Source organism: Pseudomonas sp. XS1P51, assembly GCF_054897845.1.
Genome location: NZ_CM142707.1, coordinates 5,850,003 through 5,869,914 on the forward strand (window position 1 = coordinate 5,850,003; position 19,912 = coordinate 5,869,914).

20 protein-coding genes are annotated in these 19,912 nt (G+C 59.3%); 10 read left to right on the top strand and 10 right to left on the bottom strand.

All coding sequences use genetic code 11. The features are described 5' to 3' along the window. Nucleotides 1–52 precede the first annotated feature (52 nt). The 7 genes from ACYZUD_RS27080 to ACYZUD_RS27110 form a co-directional block, all read right to left on the bottom strand. On the bottom strand, nucleotides 53–346 hold the full coding sequence (locus ACYZUD_RS27080) for a hypothetical protein (protein ID WP_462020946.1): 294 nt from the start codon (nucleotides 344–346) through the stop codon (nucleotides 53–55). 228 nt (nucleotides 347–574) lie between these two features. After that, nucleotides 575–763: a hypothetical protein gene (locus ACYZUD_RS27085; RefSeq protein WP_462020947.1), complete on the bottom strand. Its 189-nt coding sequence runs from the start codon at nucleotides 761–763 to the stop codon at nucleotides 575–577. 158 nt (nucleotides 764–921) lie between these two features. Further along, nucleotides 922–1,131 (bottom strand): hypothetical protein, encoded by a 210-nt coding sequence (locus ACYZUD_RS27090; protein WP_462020948.1) that lies wholly within the window; start codon nucleotides 1,129–1,131, stop codon nucleotides 922–924. 721 nt (nucleotides 1,132–1,852) lie between these two features. Beyond that, nucleotides 1,853–3,385 (bottom strand): ABC transporter substrate-binding protein, encoded by a 1,533-nt coding sequence (locus ACYZUD_RS27095; protein WP_462020949.1) that lies wholly within the window; start codon nucleotides 3,383–3,385, stop codon nucleotides 1,853–1,855. Further along, nucleotides 3,378–5,207, bottom strand: a complete 1,830-nt coding sequence (locus tag ACYZUD_RS27100; protein ID WP_462020950.1) for an ABC transporter ATP-binding protein — start codon at nucleotides 5,205–5,207, stop codon at nucleotides 3,378–3,380. Before ACYZUD_RS27100 ends, ACYZUD_RS27095 begins: the two co-directional genes overlap by 8 nt. Continuing rightward, nucleotides 5,204–6,055, bottom strand: a complete 852-nt coding sequence (locus ACYZUD_RS27105) for an ABC transporter permease (RefSeq protein WP_462020951.1) — start codon at nucleotides 6,053–6,055, stop codon at nucleotides 5,204–5,206. The genes ACYZUD_RS27100 and ACYZUD_RS27105 overlap by 4 nt, the downstream gene beginning before the upstream one ends. Further along, nucleotides 6,052–7,089, bottom strand: a complete 1,038-nt coding sequence (locus ACYZUD_RS27110; RefSeq protein ID WP_462020952.1) for an ABC transporter permease — start codon at nucleotides 7,087–7,089, stop codon at nucleotides 6,052–6,054. The genes ACYZUD_RS27105 and ACYZUD_RS27110 overlap by 4 nt, the downstream gene beginning before the upstream one ends. Before the next feature lie 343 nt (nucleotides 7,090–7,432). On the opposite strand from ACYZUD_RS27110, the gene ACYZUD_RS27115 reads away from it, so the two are divergent. The 6 genes from ACYZUD_RS27115 (at nucleotide 7,433) to ACYZUD_RS27140 (ending at nucleotide 13,117) form a co-directional block, all read left to right on the top strand. Beyond that, nucleotides 7,433–8,212 carry an outer membrane protein OmpK gene (locus tag ACYZUD_RS27115; RefSeq protein WP_462020953.1) on the top strand — a complete coding sequence of 260 codons (780 nt, stop codon included), beginning with the start codon at nucleotides 7,433–7,435 and terminating at the stop codon, nucleotides 8,210–8,212. 96 nt (nucleotides 8,213–8,308) lie between these two features. Next, the gene (locus ACYZUD_RS27120; protein WP_462020954.1) at nucleotides 8,309–9,523 is read left to right on the top strand and encodes an MFS transporter; all 1,215 of its coding nucleotides are present in this window, start codon (nucleotides 8,309–8,311) and stop codon (nucleotides 9,521–9,523) included. 37 nt (nucleotides 9,524–9,560) lie between these two features. Next, a complete protein-coding gene (locus ACYZUD_RS27125) occupies nucleotides 9,561–10,619 on the top strand; it encodes an LLM class flavin-dependent oxidoreductase (protein WP_462020955.1) in 1,059 nt (352 codons plus the stop codon). Then, nucleotides 10,616–11,257 (top strand): cysteine hydrolase family protein, encoded by a 642-nt coding sequence (locus tag ACYZUD_RS27130; RefSeq protein ID WP_462020956.1) that lies wholly within the window; start codon nucleotides 10,616–10,618, stop codon nucleotides 11,255–11,257. Before ACYZUD_RS27125 ends, ACYZUD_RS27130 begins: the two co-directional genes overlap by 4 nt. Then, the gene (locus ACYZUD_RS27135) at nucleotides 11,250–12,599 is read left to right on the top strand and encodes a zinc-binding metallopeptidase family protein (protein WP_065836108.1); all 1,350 of its coding nucleotides are present in this window, start codon (nucleotides 11,250–11,252) and stop codon (nucleotides 12,597–12,599) included. The genes ACYZUD_RS27130 and ACYZUD_RS27135 overlap by 8 nt, the downstream gene beginning before the upstream one ends. Then, the gene (locus tag ACYZUD_RS27140) at nucleotides 12,599–13,117 is read left to right on the top strand and encodes a flavin reductase family protein (RefSeq protein WP_462020957.1); all 519 of its coding nucleotides are present in this window, start codon (nucleotides 12,599–12,601) and stop codon (nucleotides 13,115–13,117) included. Before ACYZUD_RS27135 ends, ACYZUD_RS27140 begins: the two co-directional genes overlap by 1 nt. 39 nt (nucleotides 13,118–13,156) lie before the next feature. Here ACYZUD_RS27140 and ACYZUD_RS27145 read toward each other — a convergent pair whose 3' ends face one another. Beyond that, nucleotides 13,157–14,116, bottom strand: coding sequence for an AraC family transcriptional regulator (locus ACYZUD_RS27145; protein ID WP_065836107.1), 960 nt, complete (start codon nucleotides 14,114–14,116; stop codon nucleotides 13,157–13,159). 363 nt (nucleotides 14,117–14,479) lie between these two features. On the opposite strand from ACYZUD_RS27145, the gene ACYZUD_RS27150 reads away from it, so the two are divergent. From ACYZUD_RS27150 to ACYZUD_RS27160, 3 genes are all read left to right on the top strand, one after another. Continuing rightward, nucleotides 14,480–14,722: a hypothetical protein gene (locus ACYZUD_RS27150; RefSeq protein WP_462020958.1), complete on the top strand. Its 243-nt coding sequence runs from the start codon at nucleotides 14,480–14,482 to the stop codon at nucleotides 14,720–14,722. Between the two features lie 19 nt (nucleotides 14,723–14,741). Continuing rightward, nucleotides 14,742–15,089 (top strand): LasR-specific antiactivator QslA, encoded by a 348-nt coding sequence (locus tag ACYZUD_RS27155; protein WP_462020959.1) that lies wholly within the window; start codon nucleotides 14,742–14,744, stop codon nucleotides 15,087–15,089. A 1,038-nt stretch (nucleotides 15,090–16,127) separates the two neighbouring features. Next, nucleotides 16,128–16,346: a hypothetical protein gene (locus ACYZUD_RS27160; protein ID WP_462020960.1), complete on the top strand. Its 219-nt coding sequence runs from the start codon at nucleotides 16,128–16,130 to the stop codon at nucleotides 16,344–16,346. Nucleotides 16,347–16,647: 301 nt separating this feature from the next. On the opposite strand, the gene ACYZUD_RS27165 is transcribed toward ACYZUD_RS27160, so the two are convergent. After that, nucleotides 16,648–17,604 (bottom strand): OmpA/MotB family protein, encoded by a 957-nt coding sequence (locus ACYZUD_RS27165; protein WP_462020961.1) that lies wholly within the window; start codon nucleotides 17,602–17,604, stop codon nucleotides 16,648–16,650. Next, nucleotides 17,601–18,425, bottom strand: a complete 825-nt coding sequence (locus ACYZUD_RS27170) for a motility protein A (protein WP_462020962.1) — start codon at nucleotides 18,423–18,425, stop codon at nucleotides 17,601–17,603. Before ACYZUD_RS27170 ends, ACYZUD_RS27165 begins: the two co-directional genes overlap by 4 nt. A gap of 322 nt (nucleotides 18,426–18,747) precedes the next feature. On the opposite strand from ACYZUD_RS27170, the gene ACYZUD_RS27175 reads away from it, so the two are divergent. Further along, nucleotides 18,748–19,800, top strand: coding sequence for a FliC/FljB family flagellin (locus tag ACYZUD_RS27175; RefSeq protein WP_462020963.1), 1,053 nt, complete (start codon nucleotides 18,748–18,750; stop codon nucleotides 19,798–19,800). Nucleotides 19,801–19,912: the final 112 nt, after the last annotated feature.

Consider the following 19,912-nt stretch of genomic DNA (forward strand, 5'->3'; position numbering starts at 1 on the left):
AGCGTGAACGGACGGAAAGAACAGCATGGCGTAGAACGGACGTCGGTGACGCCTAGCTTCCGGAGCCGCTACCGCCTTGTTTGTTTTCCTCATTTGTCGAACTGTCCGAGGAGCCTGAGTCTTTCTCCAGGGTTTGCGAATCGGCGCCGGAGTTCGAGCCCGAAGATTCCTCTCCCTTTTTGTTGGCCTTGTCCTCATTGGATTCAGAGCCCTGAGCCTGGTTGAGCCCGGGAAGAGCAGCGGGCGGAACGGCAGATCCTGCAGTCGTCTTCTCGGCAGCAAGCGCATAGAGCGAGCAGGTCGACAGGAGGCCTGCAAGCGTAAGAGCCACGATCTGTTTGTTCATTTTCTACGTCTTCCGTTCGGGGGGTGTACTGCATTGGAAGACAGAGGAGAGGAGGCGTGCTGGGCGTCTGACGAGCGGCAGGAATGAAAAAGCCCGGCACTGGGCCGGGCTGAAGTAAGGCGAAGATTCAGACTGATGCCGGTAGGCCAATAAGCTCTATCAAGTCGTCCCGAGAATGCTTCTTCGGTCGATCGGTTGAAGCCACCTTCACCTCATCAGCGTAAGCAGTCAGCCTGCTATTGCAATTCTCAGCGCTACCGCAGCCTCAAGCAGCTTGTGCGCCTGGATCGAGACGGCGGCAGCCAAGTCATCATTCCCATCGTCTCTAAGCGTTGCGGCCAGATCGAGCAGTTTTCCTACCTCGATCTCAACGACTCGAACGGATTCAGTAATCTGGTATTGAAGTGAGTGAGCCATGTCATCAACCCTCGATCCAGATCAGTCAGGGACTCCCTAGTGTCAGGTGGTCCGCTGCGCCTTTAATGGTTGTCGCGACAACTGTTAACCGGGTTAACCCTTAATCAGGTGCGTCCTACAAATCTGTGACTTGCTCCGCACAATCCTTCCTGCGGTCTTCAATGAAGAGTCACAACCCTGCGACTTTCGCCAATCCTGATCCGGTCCAGCGCCCGGTTCAGAGCATCCAAGGCATCCAGGAGGGCTTTCGCCTCGGTCTCTCGACCATCTCCCCAAAGGCGTTCAGCCATCTTATTCAGGGCCTGGATAGAGCGCTCAATTTCAACGGCAGTTGCTGCTTCTTTACTTTCCGGCTGTTTCTTCTGCATTCAGTAACCCTTCTGCAGGGCATTGCTCTGTCGTTCTATTGTTAGCACGAATACATCGCCCACCAAAACACATGACCCAAGATCAAAATCTGTTGCTCCTGGATCTCGACAAAGGTAGCCCATTCTTCTTGGTGCCGATCTCAAGCTTGGACATGTTCAGACGCTGGGTTTGCGTGACTTTCCAGGCCGAAACTCAGCCGTGGATTCTCCCCCCGTGTCTAGCTGCTCTGATGCTGTCATCAACGCTGACATAACCGAGCAAAAACCACCCATTCAGGCACAAAAAAGGCACTTGCGATAATCGCTAAGTGCCTTATTTGTAACGTTTATTTGGTGGTCGGGGTAATCTGAACCCGATATGTATCATCTTGATTTATAAGATTAATGCGGTTTTTTATTTTTGGTTGGAATACCAACTGGAATACCTTTGCGAAATCGCACTGCAGTTGACCGCCCATTTGCATTCGATCTGACAATCGATTGCGTCGAAGCTGGTCAGCTCGGTGTCGAGGCGCGTGATCGAGCGCAGTCGGGTGAGCTCCGCCTTCAAAGCTTCACCAAGGTAGCCTTGCTCTACCAGGTGGAACTCCTCATCTTCCCCACCGACCGAGACGATCCGCGCTTTAACAAATCCTCAACCTGTACCTCTCCCGTATCGTCCGGAATGCCATGGGTTTTTCGTCGAGGTCTGCGCGTAGAGGTATCGTGATACGTGAGTGTTCTAGTCGTGGCACCAGCCCAGCGCGGTGGGAAACAACAGCCCGCTCGGATGGGCAGTAAAGTGCAGGTCGTCGCGATAGACGAAGGTCGCGGGGCTTTGGAAAAGCGGGATGGAGTAGCCCTGTTCTACCTGCCAGCGATCAAAGTTTCTGAACCCGGCAAAACGGATTTCATCGTTAGGCTCAGCCATCAGCGGGTCCAGGCGTGAGGCTATATCGTCGCTCTTGAACAGGGCGAAGCTCATCGCCGGGTGCATTAGAAAACCCGAGTAGGTGGCCGGGTCGCCGGCGGCAGGATTCCAGCCACGCAGCACCGGTCCGTCCAGGCGGCCCTGGTTCTGGTAGGCAATCAGCAGACTGGGTGACAGGATCTTGAGGTGTACCTCAATGCCGATGGCTTGCCACATGTATTGGACTGCCTGGGCCATTTCCAGATCTGCGGGCAGGGCGCCCTTGGTGGTGTAGAGATTGAGCTGCAGGGGCCGTTGCGGGCCATGACCTGCGCTGGCGAGTAGTTGCCGTGCGCGCTCGGGATCGTGGTCGATGCGAAAACCTTCGACGTGGCCTGGCATGTCGGGGCCGGAGGGTACCCAGATAGGCACCGCGCAACCACCGAACAGCCCCGAGGAAATCGCCGGCTTGTCCAGAGCATGGTGCAGCGCCAGTCGTACATCGCGATTGCGCAAGGCTCCCTGGTTGACCATTTGCAGCAGCACGATGGCCGTGCTGGGGCGAATGCTTTGGGCAAGCCCCGGCAGGTTGCCCAAGCGTCGGGTTTCCCGGACCGACAGGTTCATCGTCAGCCCGGCCTTGCCAGCCTGGAGCGTGGCGGCGCGGGCAATCGCATCGCGGCTGATTAGAAAGACCAGTCGGCGTATCGGCGGCGGGCCGCGCCAGTAGTCGAGGTTGGCCGCCAGGACGATCCGCTCGCCCTGCCGGTACTCGACCAGGCGATAGGGACCAGAACCCACCGGGGCCTTGGCGAATCCGTTACTGCCCACGGTCTGATAATAGTCGGCGGGAACCAGGTATGACGGTACATCGGCGAGCATTGCCGGGGCGAAAGCCATGGGATAGCGCAGGTGGAAAATCGCTTTTTGCTCGCTGAGGATTTCTATTTCCTCGATACCGCTCCAGACACCGGCCAGCAACGATCCCGGTGCCAGGCGTGCGCGATCGACGAAGGAGAAACGCAGATCCCGAGTGGTCAATCGGTCGCCGTTATGGAAGCGGATTCCGTCACGCAGGCACAGCTCCAGCGTGCGGCAGTGGGCATCCAGCCAGCGGTGGGACGTGACCACGCTGGGACCGTAGCGCAACTGGTCGTCGACCGTCAGCGGCTGGTCGAACAGGCACTTGATCAGAGCCGATTGCAGCGGGTTGACCCCGAGCGGATCCCAGCTGTTGATATCGGTCGGGTAGGCGATGCTCAGTTCATCGGGCGTGCCTCTGCTTTCGGCGAGTACGGCCCTGGGCAGTGCGGCCAGGGCCAGGCCCTGCAGGGTCCCGCGAAGCAGGGCGCGGCGTTCAAGCATGGTCGGTCTCGCTATCGGCGGCGCGTAGCAGCGCCTGGGTCACGGGATGCCGGGGCTGGTCGAACACTCGAGCAGTTTCGCCGCTTTCAACGATGCGTCCCTGGTCCATGACCAATACACGGCTGCACAGGTAGCGCACTACGGCCAAGTCGTGGGAGATCAGCAACAGGGCGATCTTGTGTTCGCGGCGCAGCTCCAGCAGCAGGTTGAGGATTTGAGCCTGTACCGACGCGTCCAGTCCGGAAACGATTTCATCGGCAATCAGCAGTTGTGGCAGTACGCACAATGCTCGGCCGATGTTGACACGCTGGCGCTGGCCGCCGGAAAGCTGGTCGGCCAGGCGCTTGAGCATGCCTGAGGGCAGGCCGACCGCTTGCTGCAGGGCCAGTGCTCGACGGGCGCGCTCCGAGCGCAGCACGGAGCGATGGTCCAGCGGCTGGGTCAGCAGATCGCCCAGGGTACGACGCGGATTGAGGGCGGCTGTCGGGTTTTGGAACACTAGCTGTAGCGCCTGGCGCCGCCGCTCCCAGGAATGACGATCCTGCTTGAGCGGATGCTCGTTGAGCAAGATGCGTCCGGCGCTGGGCACCTGCAAGCCCATCAACAGTCGTGCGAGGCTGGTTTTCCCACTGCCGCTGGCACCGATCAGACCGACGAATTCGCCGGGCGCGATAGTCAGGTCGATATCTTCCAGTATCTGGACCTGCCGGCCATAGGGCCAACGCCCATGACGAAGCTGCTGGGCCAGCCCTTCGACCCGCAGAAAGGGTGTCTCGCTACCCAGCAGGCCCAAGGCGTAATGTTCGTTCAGCCGGTTGACGTCGTGCCGTGCCGGCTCATGGCCGACCCCTCCATTGCAGCGCAGGCGACGCCCGTCGGCTTCATGTTGCAGTGCGATCGGCCCCTGGGAGCAATGATCGGAAGCCTGGGCACAGCGCGGTGCAAAGCGACAACCCGACAGTCCAGCCAGACCCTCGAGCCCTGGCATCTGGCCCACCAGTGGCTGTAGCGCCTGCCAAGGGCCGCGCAACGAGGGCCGCGCGCGCAACAGGGCGCGGGTATAGGGATGACGAGGGTTATCGAGCAGTTGTCGGGCGCTGCCGTACTCGACTGTGGTTCCTGCATAGAGCACCAGCAGGTCGTCGCAGAGCTGCGAGGCCAGGTCCAGGTCGTGGGTGATAAAAAGCACGGCGGTGCCGTGCAGGCGCTGCAGGTCGCGTAGCAGGCTGACGATATGCTGCCGGCTCGGAGGGTCCAGCGCGGTGGTGGCTTCATCGCAAATCACTAGGTCGGGCCCACTGGCGAAGGCCATGGCAATCAGTACCCGCTGGCACATGCCCCCCGATAGTTGATGCGGATACTGCTGCAGTACTCGCTGCGGCTCGGCGATGCGTACGCTGTTCAGCGCCCCGAGGCTTAGCGCGGCACGACTTGTTGCGCAATGGCCCAGGCGCTGGAAGTGCTCATCGAGTTGCTGGCCGATACGCAGTACCGGGTCGAGCGCCTGAACCGGATCCTGGGGCACGAAACAGATATGCTTGCCCAGTCGTTGCCGGTGTTCGGCTGGCGGGTCACCCAGTAGGTCGCCGCCGGCGAAACGCACATCGCCCTCGACCACCCGCAGACCCTGGGGCAGGGCACGGGCCAGGACCTTGCCAAGCAGGCTCTTGCCCGCGCCGGACTCGCCGACCAGCCCCAGAATCCGGCCTTTGGGCAGGCGGAAGCTGATGTCCTGCAGGGCCAGACTGACCGGGCCGCGAACACTTAGCCGCCGTACTTCAAGAAGAACTTCGGCAGGCAGGGAAAAAGGCGCGGTCGTCATGGCGCGGTTACTCCGCCGGAGGCTGCCGGACCGCGGCTTGCATAGCGTAAACCAGTGCCGAGCATGATGCTGGCAAGAATTGCGCTGACGGTCGCGAGCAGCGGCGGCAACAATTGCCACGGCGCGCTAAGGGCGTTGTCCAGGCCCTGGGCGATCATTGTGCCCCAGGAGGGCACGCCGGGGTCCACTGACATACCGACGAAGGCGAGGATGCTTTCGGTGACAATCGCACTGCCCATGGACAGGCTGGTCATGACGATCAACGTAGGCATCACCCCCGGCAGCAAATCGCGACCGATCACCGCCAGCGGTGACGCCCCGGTGATCCGGGCGGCCAATACATAGTCACGAGTCGCCAGTTGCCGTGTCTCGCTGCGGATCACTCGGCAGAACCGGGTCCAGTCGACCAGGATGATCGCAAGTATCACATTGGCGAAGCCCGGCTCCAGGGCGACCATCAGCAGCATCGCCAGAACCACGGCGGGAAACGCCATCCAGGTATCCATCAACAGGGCGATCAGCCGTCCCGGCCAGCCTTTGATATAGCCGGCCAGCAGCCCCAGCGTGGTCCCGATCAGCGCACTGCCGAGGGCAGCAAGCAGTGCCACGACAAACACCACGCGGCTGCCGAAGATCAGGCGCGATAGCAGGCAACGGCCGAGGGAGTCGCTGCCCAGCGGCAGATCCCAGTCGCCGCCGGGCAGCCAGGCTGGCGGTAACAATGGCCGGTCGAGATCCTGCAATTGTGGCGGGTGCGGGACGATATCCGGTGCCAGCCAGGCGATCAGCCCTAGGGTCAGCCAATAGCCCAAAGCCAGCCAGACCCGCCATCCAGGTGCCGTCCTCATTCCGTTCTCAGGCGTGGGTCGAGGCGGATCAGCCACAGTTCCATCAGCGTATTGCTCAGCAGTACCGCCAGTGCATAGACCAGGCTTACGCCTTGGATCAGCGGTAGGTCCTGGCTGGTGATGGCGTCAATCATGAGGCTACCGAGCCCCGGCAGTCCGAAGATAACCTCGACCAGCAAGGTGCCGCCGATGAGTAATCCGCCTTGGACGCCCATTAGCGTGACTACCGGCAGCCAGGCATTGCCCAGCGCATGGCGCAGCAGAAGGCGGCTTTCCGAGAGGCCGCGTAGCCGGCCGTTGTTGATGTACTCCTGTGCATAGGCTTGATCCAGGCTTGAATAGAGAATTCGCATCAATGGCGGGGCGATGCCCATGGCCAGAGCCGTTGCGGGCAGGAGAAGATGGGCGAGGGCGCTACCCAGCGCCGCTCCGTTGCCCGCCAGCAGGGTATCGAGCAGTAGAAATCCGCTGCGTCGGGGCACTATCAACAGCGGATCGATCTGACCGAAGAAGGGCAACCAACGCAGGGCGATACCGAATAGGAGCATCAATAGAATGGCCCAGAGGTATTCCGGGATGGCCAGAGTCAGGCTGTTACACAGATCCAGTGCGCCGCGCAGCGGTGTTTGCCGGTAATGAAAGGCCACCAGCCCGCTGGCGATGCCCAGGCCGATCCCCAGGACCAGGCTGCAGAACACCAGTTGCAGAGTCACGGGCAAGGTGCGCAGGATCAGTGTTGCGACACTTTCACCAAACTGGATCGACTGCCCCAGGTCACCGCTGACGGACTGCCGACACCAGAACAGAAACTGCACTGCTATCGGGCGGTCGAGCCCGAGCCCCTGCCTTAAATGAGTGCTCTGTTCGGGCGTGGCATTGGGCGGCAACAGCATGGCAACCGGATCCAGCGGTAGCAGGCGCAGCAGCACGAAAATCATCGCAGCGACCGAGAACAGGATCAGCGGGAGTCTGGCCAACGGCGCCAGCCAGCGACTCGATACACCGATCGTGCGATGCAAGCGTGTGATCAACATCCATCATCCTCAATAGAAACTTTCCAGCGTGTTGCCACCAAAGCACACCTTTATGCCTCAAAAGTGCAAGAACCGAGCCGTGACGGGTAGGCGCGCGATCACGAGGGGAATAGGGATAACACCCTTTACGTGGTCTAGACAGTGCAAATCGTGATGCGGATTTGGACAAGTTTTCCTCTGCACGTCTGGCTAATATTAAATGGCAGGACGCAGAGTAATTTCGATATGTATTAGAATAATAAGCCACTGTCGATAAACCAAGGATCCGAACATCAAGAACGCCTGCCGTTGAATGATCCTAATGCTCCATAAGTGGAGTGTTTGTAACTTTGTGGGTGAGCCAATGAATAATATGATTAGAGCCCGAAAAGCGGCGATGGCAATGGCGTGCACGGCGTTGGTCGGCTCGTATCAGGCTCAGGCGGGAGATTTCGTCAATTTCCAGATGTTCGATGCCAGCCTGTATGCCCAGGCGGGCAATGAAATCGATCCAGAGAAAACTATCTCGCCGATTTTCGAAGCCTTTGGCGACTACAGCATCGGCGATATGTATGTTTATAGCATCTGGCAGAACGCCATGGAGCCGAACCAGCAAGGCACATCGAGCACCTATTACTACAAGTTCGTACCACGTCTGAGTTTTGGCAAAATTCTCGGCAAAGACCTGTCCTTCGGGCCTTTGAAGGATATCAGCTTCGCCCAGTGGATCTCCCGAACCAAGGGCTATCACCATGAATACATGCCAGGTCTCGGGCTGGACTGGGATGTTCCCGGCTTTAGCTGGCTGCGCACTATGTACTATTTCGAGCACAACAAGGAGCTGGGTTGGAACGATCGGCGCATCCATATCGACTACGGCTATCCGTTCAGTACTCGCTATGGCGATTTCCGCGTGGTAGGGACCTTCGATCATACGTTCGGCGGTCGTGGTCAGGCCAAGGTGACCGACTTCAAGCCAGAACTTCACTACGACTTGGGTAAGGCATTCGGGCAGGCGCCGGGGCACTTGTGGACGGGTATTGTTTTGAACCCTATCAAGAATAAATACAAGATCGAAGATAGTGATGACTTTTCAACTAATCAGGTCAGTTATGGCGCCCTGATTCGTTACAGTTTTTTTTGAATTAAAGTCTGCACCCATTATCGGTGTCGGAGGGGGTTATATATGAATACGCAACACAGGCCTTACTCTAAAATATATCAGTGGAGCATATTGCTGTTGTTCAGCCTGTTGTTCTTTTTGATTACCGCATCCACTTTTACTTCGCTGGGCGTGGTGCTGCCCAGCATGATCATGGAGCTGCAGTGGAGCTGGGCCGATGCGGGTTTGGGCTTCACCCTGCTGGGGCTGGCCTGCGGGCTGTCAAGCTACTTGCCTGCGCTGCTCATTCGTAAAGTCGGGGTCCGGGCCACGCTGTTTCTGGGCACGCTGATTCTGCTGGCCGGCTTTGGCAGCTTGTACACGGCTCACGGTATCGGCGCCTACTTCGCGGGGACGACCCTGCTCGGCATCGGCTTCAGCTTTGTCGCGACCGTGCCGGGCACCCACGTGATTGGTCGGTTATTCGAGAAGCAATCGCTGGCCTTTGGTGTCTATTTCACCCTGGGCGGGCTGGGCGGCGTGGTGGGACCGTGGATCTACTTTCTGGCGGTCGAGGTCTGGGGGAGCTGGCGCATGCACTGGGGACTGTGCGGTGGTCTGCTTGCCGGCGCCGGGTTGCTGACCTGCCTGGTCCTGCAGGAAGGTGAGCGCGAGAAGGCCCACGCGGATGCTATCAGCCAGCGAAGTCAGGTCGGCTACCGCGGCTCGATTTATCGCACTGTCCAGGTCTGGAGCGCGAGCCAAGCACTGCGTACATGGCAGTTCTATGTGATTGCGGCGGCTTACACCTCGTTTCTACTCTGCGGCATCACCGTCAACAGCTTCGCCGTGGCGCACCTGACTGACCGCGGTTTCAGCGCCGAGATAGCCGCCAGCCTGCTTAGCGCCCAGGCCCTGATCAATGCCTTCTCGCGGGTCAGCGGTGGAGTGGTCGGCGAGTTCTTCGAGCCGAAGAAGCTGTTGGCCGGCAGCTTGGCGCTGATGATCATCGGCGTGCTGGCCCTGAGCTCCGGCGGTTCTTGGCCCAGCCTGATTCTGTTTACGGCCGGCATTGGCATTGGCTACGGCATGACCTTTCTGGCAACCAGCATTCTGTTGTCGAACTACTTCGGTCGCGGTCCGTACCTGGAACTGTTCTCGGTAATGAACCTGATTTCCACTCTGGCCTGCTTCTCGCCCTTTTTGGCGGGTGCTATCAAGGACGGCACCGGCAGCTTCAGCCTGGCATTCCTGATTATCGCCATTGTGCCGGCGCTGGTCCTGTTGGCTACGCTGGCGATGCGTCCGCCGCGCCTGGCTCAGGCGTCTTCGGCCCAAGCGGCGTTTTCCTGACACTGCCTACGGGCACTTTTGCAACGGGGTAAAAACCATGAACCAATCAACCAAAGAATTCGGCGTCTTCCTGCCTATCGCCAAGGGAGGCTGGATCATTTCCACCACCACGCCCCCCTTGGATGCGTCCTATAGGCAGAACCGCGAAGCGGCAATACTGGCCGATGAAATCGGCATGGACTTCATTATGTCGATGGCCAAGTGGCGCGGCTTTGGCGGTGAAACCGGCCACTGGGGCACGTCGCTGGAGTCGGTGACCATGATGGCTGGTATCGCCGAGGTCACCCGGAACGCGAAGATCATTGCCACCATGCATGCCGGCCTGCACAACCCGGCGGTCACCGCGAAAATGATCGCCACCCTGGACCAGATCAGCAATGGCCGCGCCGGGCTGAATATAGTCTCCGGTTCGTTCAAGGAAGAGTTCAGCCAGATGGGCGAGTGGGACGCATCGCTGTCTCACGACCAGCGTTACGCCATGACTCAGGAATGGACGCGAATGATCAAGCGCCTGTGGAGTGAGGAGCATGTCAGCGAGCAGGGCGAATTTTTCACCCTCGACGACTGTACCCTGCTGCCCAGACCGGTCTCGAGTCCGCGTCCCTATCTGGTATGTGCTGGCCAGTCCGAGCGTGGTCTGCGCTTTAGCGTGCAGCATACCGATGTGTGCTTTATCGGCGGCAAGGATGATGCCCAGACCCGCGAGATCAGCCTGCTCGCCAAGCGCTTGGCGGCCGAGTACGGAACCAGTATCAAGACCTTCTGCATGTCCACCATTGTCTGCGCGTCGACCGATGAAGAGGCCCAGGAACTTGCTGAGCATTATCGTGCGGGCCTCGATGTCGAGGCCGTGCGCGGCATGATGCGCAGCTTTGGCATAGAGGCAGACGGCCAAAACGCCATGGTGGAACGAGCCAGCAATGCCTTCATGACCCATACCGCCATCGGCAGTCCGGAAACCTGCCGCCGGCAATTGTCCGAGCTGCTGCGAGATGCCGAACTGGACGGCGTGATGCTGATCTTCCCTGATTACGTCGAGGGTCTGACGGTGTTCGGCGAGCAGATCCTGCCGCAACTGCGCGCGGAGTTTGCGTGAACCTCCACAGCCTGCAGGAATGGCTGGCACCAGCCCGCACGGCCTTGTGCATCATCGATCCACAAGTCGACTTCATCGCTCCTCATGGTCTTTTGGCCAACCTGGGTGTCGATGTCGCGCCTCTGGCCGCCCCTCTGGGCAGAATCCAGCGGTTGCTGGAGCAGGCCCGGGCCAGCGGGGTGGCGGTGTACTTCATCGGGCTGGCCCAGTCGGTGGAGGGCTGCCCACCTAGCTGGCAGCAATGGCTGCTGCGTAGCGACAAGGATCTGCAGGTTGCCAACAGCCTGTGCGTAGAGCTCTCGCCCGGCGCCGAGTTCTTCGGCGTGCAGCCGCACGAGGGTGAGCAGGTGGTGTGGAAGCATCGCTACAGCGCCTTCCACGGTACCGATCTGGCAACTCGATTGCGCGCGACGGGGATCGATACCCTGGCTGTTTGCGGTTTCACCACCGAATGCTGCGTGGACTCTACTGTGCGCGATGCCTTCCATCAGGACTTCGCGGTGTTCGTGGTCAGTGATGCCTGTGCAGCCTACGACCCACAGATCCATCGGCACAGTCTGGCGGTGCTGGCCGAAAGTTTTGCGATAAATCTTGAAACGGATGCGCTTATCCAGGCCTGGAGCCATGACCATGCATAACCTGAACAGTGCTGACCAACCGATTGTCGAAACCGGTTGCCCGGCGCCCTATAACGTTAGCGAGCAGGAATTGGCGGCCATCGAGGCAGCCATTGATATGGACGAACTGACCGAGCTGGCACTGACGCTGGGTAATATCCCCAGCCGCTCCGGCGAGGAGTTGCAGGCAGCCGAATTCGTTCGCGACTGGTTGCAGGCCGAGGGGTTCGCCACGCGCGCGGTCGGTATCAATCCGCAGCGGCCGAATATTATCGGTGAGTACGGCGGTCGCGGAGTGGGCGCGAATCTACTGTTTACCGCGCACCTAGACACCGAAAGCCCGACCTTCGACCCTGATCTGGACCGTTACAAGTACCGTGACGCCAGTGTCCTGCGCCCCGAGTGGACCCGTTGCTGGCTCGAGGATAATCGCTTGCATGGCTACCCGATCAGCAATGATCGCGGGCCAATGAGCTGTTTTCTGATTGCGGCCAAGGCCTTGCGCAAGGCCGGCATTGAGCTGGCCGGGCGTCTCTATCTGACCGCTTGCCCGGGCGAGATCGGCCCTGAACCCATCGAGGAGCATCGCGGGGTGGATAACCTGGGCAAGGACATTGGTGCTCATTATCTGTTCCACCACGGCGGTGTCGCAGCGGACTACGCCATTGCCGCCGAGGGCACTGATTTTGGCGTGACCTGGCAGGGTTGCGGGTATGCACTGCTGCGTATCGATCTGCTCGGTGACGGCGCCTTTACTCCGGCCCTGGAGCATCCACAGGATCTGCTGGCGCATCCCAACCCGATCTATCGCAGTGGCCGTCTGATCGAAGCACTGCATGCCTGGGGGATCGAGTACGAGCGCGAACACCGTTATGAGTCCGCGGGCGGTATCTCGGTGCCCAAGGTGCAGATCGACGCGGTGCGCGCCGGGATGCCACATACCTTTGGCGCCGGCAGCGAGGTGTTTTCGCTTTATCTGGAAATAGGCCTGACGCCGCGCCAGACCCTGGCGCCCGTCATGCGCGATATCGAAGCTCTGTTGCGCGGCCTGAACCTGGGCGAATTCGCGGTGCTGCCGCAAGTCTTGCGACATGGCTTCGAGGCCGATCAGCGCGCCGTAGAGCCGCTGGTAGCGGCGCTTCAGGGGGCGACGCAACGTGTATGCGGAGAGCCGTTACGGCGCGCCCATCCGGTGTATTCGAGCATGTGGCGTGACCACAATGTATTCAACATGCAGCGTATTCCTGCGGTGACATGCGGCATGCCGAGAGTCCTGCCGACGCCGGAAGATCTGGTAAAAAGCGCGCGTATCTATGCATTGACGGCCCTGGCCATTTGCGGTCGGGCAGGAGGACGGGACTAATGACGCAAACCACAATCCACAAGGGCCCAGCCAGGGTTTACCAGGATGAAGAACAGGCGCTGGATGAGTGGAAACGCAGCATGGGCCAGTTCGCCGCGGGTGTTACGGTGATTACCGCGCTCGATGCCATGGGGCGGACGGTGGGCACCACGGTGAGTGCCTTTTCCAGTCTGTCCCTGCGGCCCCGATTGCTGCTTGTCTGCCTGGATCGGCACAGCCGCACGCTCGAAGCTATTCGTCATGGCGGATGTTTCGCGGTCAATATGCTGGCGGCTGGTGAGGGCGAACTGGCCCTCAACTTCGGACGCAAGGGCGAGGATCAGTTCGCCGGTATCGCCCATACCCGGGGCGTCCTCGGATGCCCGCTGCTCGATCGGGTCTGCGCACGGATCGAGTGCCGTCTGGAGACAATCCATGACGGCGGCGATCACGATATTCTGATTGGCAGTCCGGTGCGGGTCGAGGTTATGCCCGAGAGCGCCCCACTGGTCTATTACGCGGGGCGCTTCGTGCCCTGATCCCTCCGCCGGGACGGTGCCCCGCCGTCCCGGGCCTTTTCACGCCGGGTCCTGCTGTCCCAGTTGGCGGGCGCGATACGCCCTCGGACCCATGCCATATTCGGCAGTGAACGAGCGGCTGAAGTACGCCAGATCGTTGAAGCCCCAGCGCAGGCAGATTTCGGTGATCGACAGGCCACCATTGAGCTGGCTCGACATATCCCGCTTGCAGCGTTCCAGACGTCGGCGGCGCAGGTACTGATTGAAACCGAGCCCGGCCTCCTTGAATATTTTCTGGATATAGCGCGCCGATGCATGGCAATACCCGGCGATCATTGCGAGATTGAGCTGTGGATCGCCCAGGTGCAGCTCGATGCAGTGGCAGATTTCCTGAAAATGTTTGGCATGGCCCGGAATCCGGAACGTATTGATCGACGTCTGCTCTGTTAGGGCATGAATCAACAATTCGGTCAGTGCCAATTCCACCGGGTGGAACGCCACCGCATCGAGGCTGCCCAGCTCCTGGGCCACGCCGCTCAACAGACTCGCCAGGAGACGGCTGACCCCTGACTCGCAGGCCAGGGTCCCGGCGCGAATCGACAGTGGATTGAGCAAGCGCTTGTAGAACAGCGCATGTGGAATTTCCAGGGTCAGCACCAGGAAGTCGCTACGTAGATCGAGCGCAACCCGTTCCCCGCCCGTAGCGCCATAAAGGATTTCCCCGGCCTGTAGCCGCGTAATCTGTTCGCCGATCTGCACGTGGGCCTCGCCGGCGATGACCAGCGCGAGCCAGAGACTCTCCGGCTGTAGCGGGCAGTCGCCGACCAGCCGCTGGGCCGAGCCGGACAGAGTGACGAATTCGATCCCTTGGGGTGAGATGTTGTAGGTTACTTCGCCCAGCAATGCCCCATCGCGGGGCCAGTGGGAAACCGACAGATATATCTGTTGCAGGGCCTGCTGCCAGATGTCCTCGCGCTGTTCGGCCGGGTGCTGCGCAGTGCAGACCTTCCAGTTGTTCATGATCGGACTTCCGCAAATGCGACGGGCAGATGCCCGAGGAGTGGAACGGCTATTGTAACAAGCAATATCCAGGCCATTACGGTTGTTGGTGGAGGATAAAAAAGACGTCCTTGGACGTCTTCAAATATTGAGTGGTAGCCTGGGTGTCGCAACCTGAATCGAATCCAAGGCGCGGTATATGCTATATCGCACAGTCAGCACTTCAGTGTTAGCTGGTGCTTTTCTATGGTGCACCGTGCAGGGTAGGCTTCGGCCCGGCCGGGTTCCTTGATTTTCGGGTTGCGACCTTACGGTGTGCCACCCATTTGTACCGCAACGGTGGATGGCATTCCTTATTCAAACCAAGGAGATAAAGAAAATAGCATGCGCCCCTTTCTTAGCTCGTGCGCAACCCTGGCGATTGGGTTCAAGCTGCAAACTATCTTGGAGGATTTCGTGATGTTTCATCTTTCGTTTCTAATCGACCTTCCCAAGCCCGATACCATCGATACTGCATCGCTCACCCCTGAAGATGCCGCGGTTAAACTACGGCAGGCTGCCACTCTTCGGCTTAATGGAACACAGGGCATGCTGCTTAATTTTCGAAGAACGTTGAGCTGGCTGTAGAGCTGCTGATGATGCCGCAGTGTTGTTCGACAAGGCATTCCGATATCTGCCCGGTATCCCAGCTCAACGTGTCCATCAACAGATCGGTGAGTACTACTCAGTCACGTCCGCTGGAGGCTGTCCCCGTACCCGAACGCCTTGGGGCAATGAATTCCGCTCGGTGATTGAGGACGGCGTTCGTTGTGCGCAGACTTGGCTTGATGGTTCATCACTACCGCTATGGTGGGCACTGGCGCAGAGCCGAAAGCGTCATCGCCCAGGTGATTATCTGGAGGCGTTCGAGGCCGGTTTTCTGCTGCGCTTGCAGCAGACGCTGATCATGCGGCGTGAAGCCGCAACCTCCCAATCAACCAGCTTTGATGTTTGAGGCTGTACTTGACGTTTGAGAGTTGCTTTTCCCGCCAAACGCTCCGATCAAGCGATCTTTGATCGCGCCGATCGGAGGGTTCACCCGCTCTTTCTCGACGCCACCTCGTCCCATCTTCCCATTTCAAATTGATTAGCATCACGCCGTCTTTTGCCCGTCAAAAATTACTCATGATTGTTATCAAGTACAACTCCAATGTCGGAGCGGATCTTGTCGTCGGGCGTGACTAGAGAAGTGGCGACACCGGCGACAACCCACATCGGAGGTGGCCTGGCAGGTGGCGACAAAAGTGGCGACAGTCGCCACTTATTGTCCATTGTCCCCGGAGCGCTTGACCGTCTTTTCGAGCGGGTATAACAATTGGCCCACGGATCGCTGTCGTTGACAGCACCAGCCCAGGTAGCCAGAACCTTCAAGGCTACGCCACTTGCGTGGTGGTTCTCCCGAAGTGCGATTAGCGTCCGGCGGCTCGCACGGTCACTCCCCAAGAGTGATGGATGCCTACTCGACTGATCTGCCCACTGCGGCAGACGATGGACCTTCCTCGCTGCGCTGCAGCAACTTCACCTTTCGGCACATTTCGCTGCGCCAGTCCGCGCCCGTCTCTTTCTTCTGGAAAGAGACGGGCGCTCGTATCACTGCTGCAAGCCACGTCTTACAGGGCATTGCCGCAACTCTCCTCGTGACAATCGGCCTGACAAATCCGATTCGTCGCCATCCGTAACGACACAGGCATCGGTGGATGGGCATTCCGAGTTACACCACCGACGCTTGCGCTTATGCGCGACGTGATGCCGAGTGCTTCGAAGGCCTATGTCATCACTGACGAACTTGCCGGCTTGGTTGACGCTGCTGTTGCCAGACTGTGCAAGCGCGAACAACAGATGGGCGACATGATCTGGCTTTACTACGGAGCCAAGCAGCCAGCGGTTCGCGTGGGCAAGCAGTGGGGCGTCGGCGAAAGGGAGGAACCCGAGATGCCCAGCATGCCCGACAAATCAGATACCTGGCTGCTCGTCGTTGCGTGGCTGAGCCCGCATGCGCCGACGATCTATGCCGGTGCACTGTCAATTCGTGGTTGGTGCTTTGCGGATCATCTACGGTGGCGGCACACGGCGCCAGGCGGTGCTTGGCGTGTGCGAGATGGTGCTCCAACAGGTTCTGGCGGAAGTTCAGCACGTCGGTGCCGATGGTCCCTGCTGTTGCCCGAAAATCGTGACCGGTCATTTCGTCGTTGCTGATGCTCATGCACCATAAGGCACTGAGTACAGCATTGTCGGACAGCGAGCGATTACCACCACTAGCACAGGGGGAAGACATAACGTCTTTGTTTGGCCAGTCAGCGGATGCAGGTCGCGCAAGATGTCCAAGGCTGATGACTGAGCGGGACGAGGCGATCATGCTGGGCTATCGTCAGCCCCTTCATCTCGTGCCCAGGAAATCCAGCTGCCGCTGCTGAAGTTGACCTCGCCCCATTCCTGGCGTCGTAGATCAGTGGGGGGCTATTAACTCTAACAAACACTCGGCTGCATTTTTTTATCCACAGTTAACTCAAGTTTCAGCGCTCCAGAATCAATTCCACCCGGCGGTTGCTCGCGCGCCCTTCGGCTGTTGTGTTATCGCCCAAGGGGTGGGTGTCTGCGTAGCCGACGGCGGTGAGGCGATCACTCTTGATGCCGTTGCTTTGAAGGTAACGCACGACGCTGCCGGCGCGAGCGCCGGAGAGTTCCCAGTTGGAGGGGAAGCGGGAGCTGCGAATGTCCTGTGTGTCGGTGTGGCCGGCGACGATGACTTTGTGCGGGACGCTGTCGAGTACCGGTATCAGGTGTTGCAGGACTCTCAGGCCGCCCAGGTTGAGGTCGGATTGGCCGGAGGGGAAGAGGATTTCACTGTTGATCCGGAAGCTGACGGTGCTTTCGCTGGTGACGACTTCAATATCACTGCCCAGTTTGTCCAGCGGCAGTTCTTTGAGCAGGTTATCAACACTTGGCTTAGCGGTGGCGGGGGGCGTGGGTTGGTTTGCAATGGCGGGTTCGGGCGCTGGAGCCTCAGTCGTTGCGGCGACTGAGGCGGCTGCGGCCAGTGATGCAATTTCAGTTGAGGTGATCGGCTCAGGTGTCGGTTCTGGTTCGATCGGTGTTTTGGCCTGTGGCACGAGCAATAACTTTCCTGGCGGATCCAGTTGGGCCAGGTTTTTGCCACTGAAGATCGGGTTCAGGTTGAGGTCGGCCTTGCGGGTGTGGTCATGGCCCTTGCCAGCCATGGCCAGCATTGCCATGGTGACCACTAGCAACAGCGTCATCATGTCCAGATAGGTCATCATCCATGCTTCGCCCCCGGCGTCGTCCACTGGGGGGGCGCCGGCAACCGCCGCCGCTGTTGCGGTTTTCCGTTTCAGGCCGCGATGATTCTGGCGAGCCTGCATGAGCTCGATTTCAAGGGCAGGCTGACGGGCCAGCCAGTGCTGATGGTCGGCTAGAACGTCCACTGAGGCGGCGCTGTTGGACGCCCTCATACTCGCGGGTTCCACTTGAGGGGCATCAATTTACGGCTTAGGCGAACGGGTTCGTCACGCAATTCGTTCTGATGCTCGGCGACGAAGGATTTCAGCGTTTCACGCATCAGGCCCGGGCTGCGTTTGTTGGACATCATGGAAATGCCTTGCAGGATCATGTTCATCACCACCACCCGCTGTTCAGTGCGGCGCTCCAGTTTGACCGCGACGGGTTTGAACACCAGGTTGGCGAACAGCACGCCGTAAAGGGTGGTCATGAGGCCTACGGCCATTTGCCTGCCAATGGTCACCATGTCGCCATCGCCGAGCACGAACATAAGGTTCACCAACCCCACCAGCGTGCCCAGCATGCCGAAGGCCGGGGCATAGCTGGCCATGACCCGAAACAGCTGTGCTTCGGCGTGTTCTTTGGCGCGCAGTCGGGAAATTCGCCATTGCAGCAGCTCGAGGATGTCGTCTTCAGGTGTCTTGTCGATCACCAATTGCACACCGGAGCGCAGGAAGGGATTTTTTGCTTGATCCAGTGCCTCCTCAACCGCTCGCAAGTCGCCGTCAACCCACAGACGCGACAGGCTGACCAATTCATTGATGTCCTCCTGGGTGTACTCGCGCTCGTTGCGAATGACGGTCTTGATCAGGCTGAAGATGCGCAGCACTTCGCTCAGCGGATAGCTGATGAAGGTCGCGGCAAAAGTGCCGACGACCACAATGCCCAGGCTCGGCAGATCAATGAACAATCCGGGTTGTTGCGCGGAGAACACCAGTAGAACCGCCAGCAGTAAAAGGCTGGCGAGCATACCGATCAGGGTCGAGGGGTTCATGCAGCACTCCTTGAAACAGCACTCGGCACCCACGCCGAGGGCGTTGGTGCGATTGAGATAAAGGGAGGCTTTATAACCTGGCGGGGGTCGATTCAAATCCGTTAATACAGCCACATTCCCTGGCGAAATCAGCACTACGGGAAATGGCTGTCGGATCGGTGGGCAGCAGAAAAGCGTGTGTGAAAATTTTTTAAGGGCTGGCTAAAGGTGGGTGATCGGGTCGCCGATGTTCGCAATGTCTGTACGGCAACGGCGCTGAAAGTAACGGGCACCGGACTCTGAATTTGTCATAAGCACCTCACCCACGAGAAGGAACTGAAAAATGTCAGTTATCAATACCAACATCACCTCGATGATTGCTCAACAAAACCTGAACTCCTCGGAGAGCAGCCTGAGTACCTCGATCGAACGCCTGTCGTCCGGTCTGAAAATCAACAGCGCCTCGGATGACGCCGCCGGTCAGGCGATCGCCAACCGTATGAGCTCGCAGATCACCGGTCTGGAACAAGCGAGCAGCAACGCCAGCGACGGTATCTCCCTGGCGCAGACCACTGAAGGCGCCCTGGACCAGGTGAACGACAACCTGCAGCGTATTCGTGAGCTGGCCGTTCAAGCCTCGAACGGCACCAACTCCCAGTCCGACTTGCAATCGATCCAGGACGAGATCACCCAGCGTCTGGACGAGATCGATCGTATCTCCGAGCAAACCGCGTTCAACGGCGTGGATGTACTGGCGTCCGACCAGACCATCACCATCCAGGTCGGTGCGAACGATGGCGAGACCATCGACATCAAACTGAGCGAAATCAACGCCGACACGCTCGGCCTGGGTGACTTCAACGTCAACGGCTACGACACCACGCTGACCGCGACAACCCTGTCGGACGATTCGGGTACCGCAATCACCTCGACCAACACCAGCTATGTCGATAAGTCCGGTACTGCCATCAGTGGCGGCACCTATTCCACAGACGCTGACGGTAACGCCTTCCTGACTGTAGGCGGTAAAACCTATGCGGCCGAAGTCACCCTGACGACCAGTGGCACCACCACCACGGCCAGCATCAGCATCGACACGGATAATGCCGTCACCAAAAAGTCGACAAACACCCTGACCACCCTCGACAGTGCCTTGAACACCGTCGATTCGATGCGCTCGGACCTGGGTGCGGTGCAGAACCGCTTCGACTCGGCGATCACCAACATCTCGACCACCACCACCAACCTGACCTCTGCCCGTTCGGGTATTCAGGACGTGGACTACGCCACTGAAGTGTCGGCGATGACCAGTGCCCAGATCCTTCAACAGGCGGGTACGTCGGTACTGGCACAAGCGAACTCCATGCCTCAGCAAATGCTGTCGCTGCTGCAGTAATCGCTACTCAACCGTAGCACGCGACACGAAGGGGCCAGCACACGCTGAGCCCCTTTTTTTGTTGGGTGCTCGACGCGCAATACCCTCTAATCCCACAGCTGCGGTGGGCTTA

Coding starts and splice junctions, on each gene's coding strand:
- ACYZUD_RS27125 (WP_462020955.1), top strand. CDS start 9,561: ATGAACCAATCAACCAAAGAATTCGGCGTCTTCCTGCCTATCGCCAAG.
- ACYZUD_RS27165 (WP_462020961.1), bottom strand. CDS start 17,604: ATGAGGGCGTCCAACAGCGCCGCCTCAGTGGACGTTCTAGCCGACCAT.
- ACYZUD_RS27100 (WP_462020950.1), bottom strand. CDS start 5,207: ATGACGACCGCGCCTTTTTCCCTGCCTGCCGAAGTTCTTCTTGAAGTA.
- ACYZUD_RS27080 (WP_462020946.1), bottom strand. CDS start 346: ATGAACAAACAGATCGTGGCTCTTACGCTTGCAGGCCTCCTGTCGACC.
- ACYZUD_RS27110 (WP_462020952.1), bottom strand. CDS start 7,089: ATGTTGATCACACGCTTGCATCGCACGATCGGTGTATCGAGTCGCTGG.
- ACYZUD_RS27115 (WP_462020953.1), top strand. CDS start 7,433: ATGAATAATATGATTAGAGCCCGAAAAGCGGCGATGGCAATGGCGTGC.
- ACYZUD_RS27090 (WP_462020948.1), bottom strand. CDS start 1,131: ATGCAGAAGAAACAGCCGGAAAGTAAAGAAGCAGCAACTGCCGTTGAA.
- ACYZUD_RS27085 (WP_462020947.1), bottom strand. CDS start 763: ATGGCTCACTCACTTCAATACCAGATTACTGAATCCGTTCGAGTCGTT.
- ACYZUD_RS27160 (WP_462020960.1), top strand. CDS start 16,128: ATGCGCCGACGATCTATGCCGGTGCACTGTCAATTCGTGGTTGGTGCT.
- ACYZUD_RS27145 (WP_065836107.1), bottom strand. CDS start 14,116: ATGAACAACTGGAAGGTCTGCACTGCGCAGCACCCGGCCGAACAGCGC.
- ACYZUD_RS27095 (WP_462020949.1), bottom strand. CDS start 3,385: ATGCTTGAACGCCGCGCCCTGCTTCGCGGGACCCTGCAGGGCCTGGCC.
- ACYZUD_RS27140 (WP_462020957.1), top strand. CDS start 12,599: ATGACGCAAACCACAATCCACAAGGGCCCAGCCAGGGTTTACCAGGAT.
- ACYZUD_RS27175 (WP_462020963.1), top strand. CDS start 18,748: ATGTCAGTTATCAATACCAACATCACCTCGATGATTGCTCAACAAAAC.
- ACYZUD_RS27150 (WP_462020958.1), top strand. CDS start 14,480: ATGCGCCCCTTTCTTAGCTCGTGCGCAACCCTGGCGATTGGGTTCAAG.
- ACYZUD_RS27170 (WP_462020962.1), bottom strand. CDS start 18,425: ATGAACCCCTCGACCCTGATCGGTATGCTCGCCAGCCTTTTACTGCTG.
- ACYZUD_RS27105 (WP_462020951.1), bottom strand. CDS start 6,055: ATGAGGACGGCACCTGGATGGCGGGTCTGGCTGGCTTTGGGCTATTGG.
- ACYZUD_RS27135 (WP_065836108.1), top strand. CDS start 11,250: ATGCATAACCTGAACAGTGCTGACCAACCGATTGTCGAAACCGGTTGC.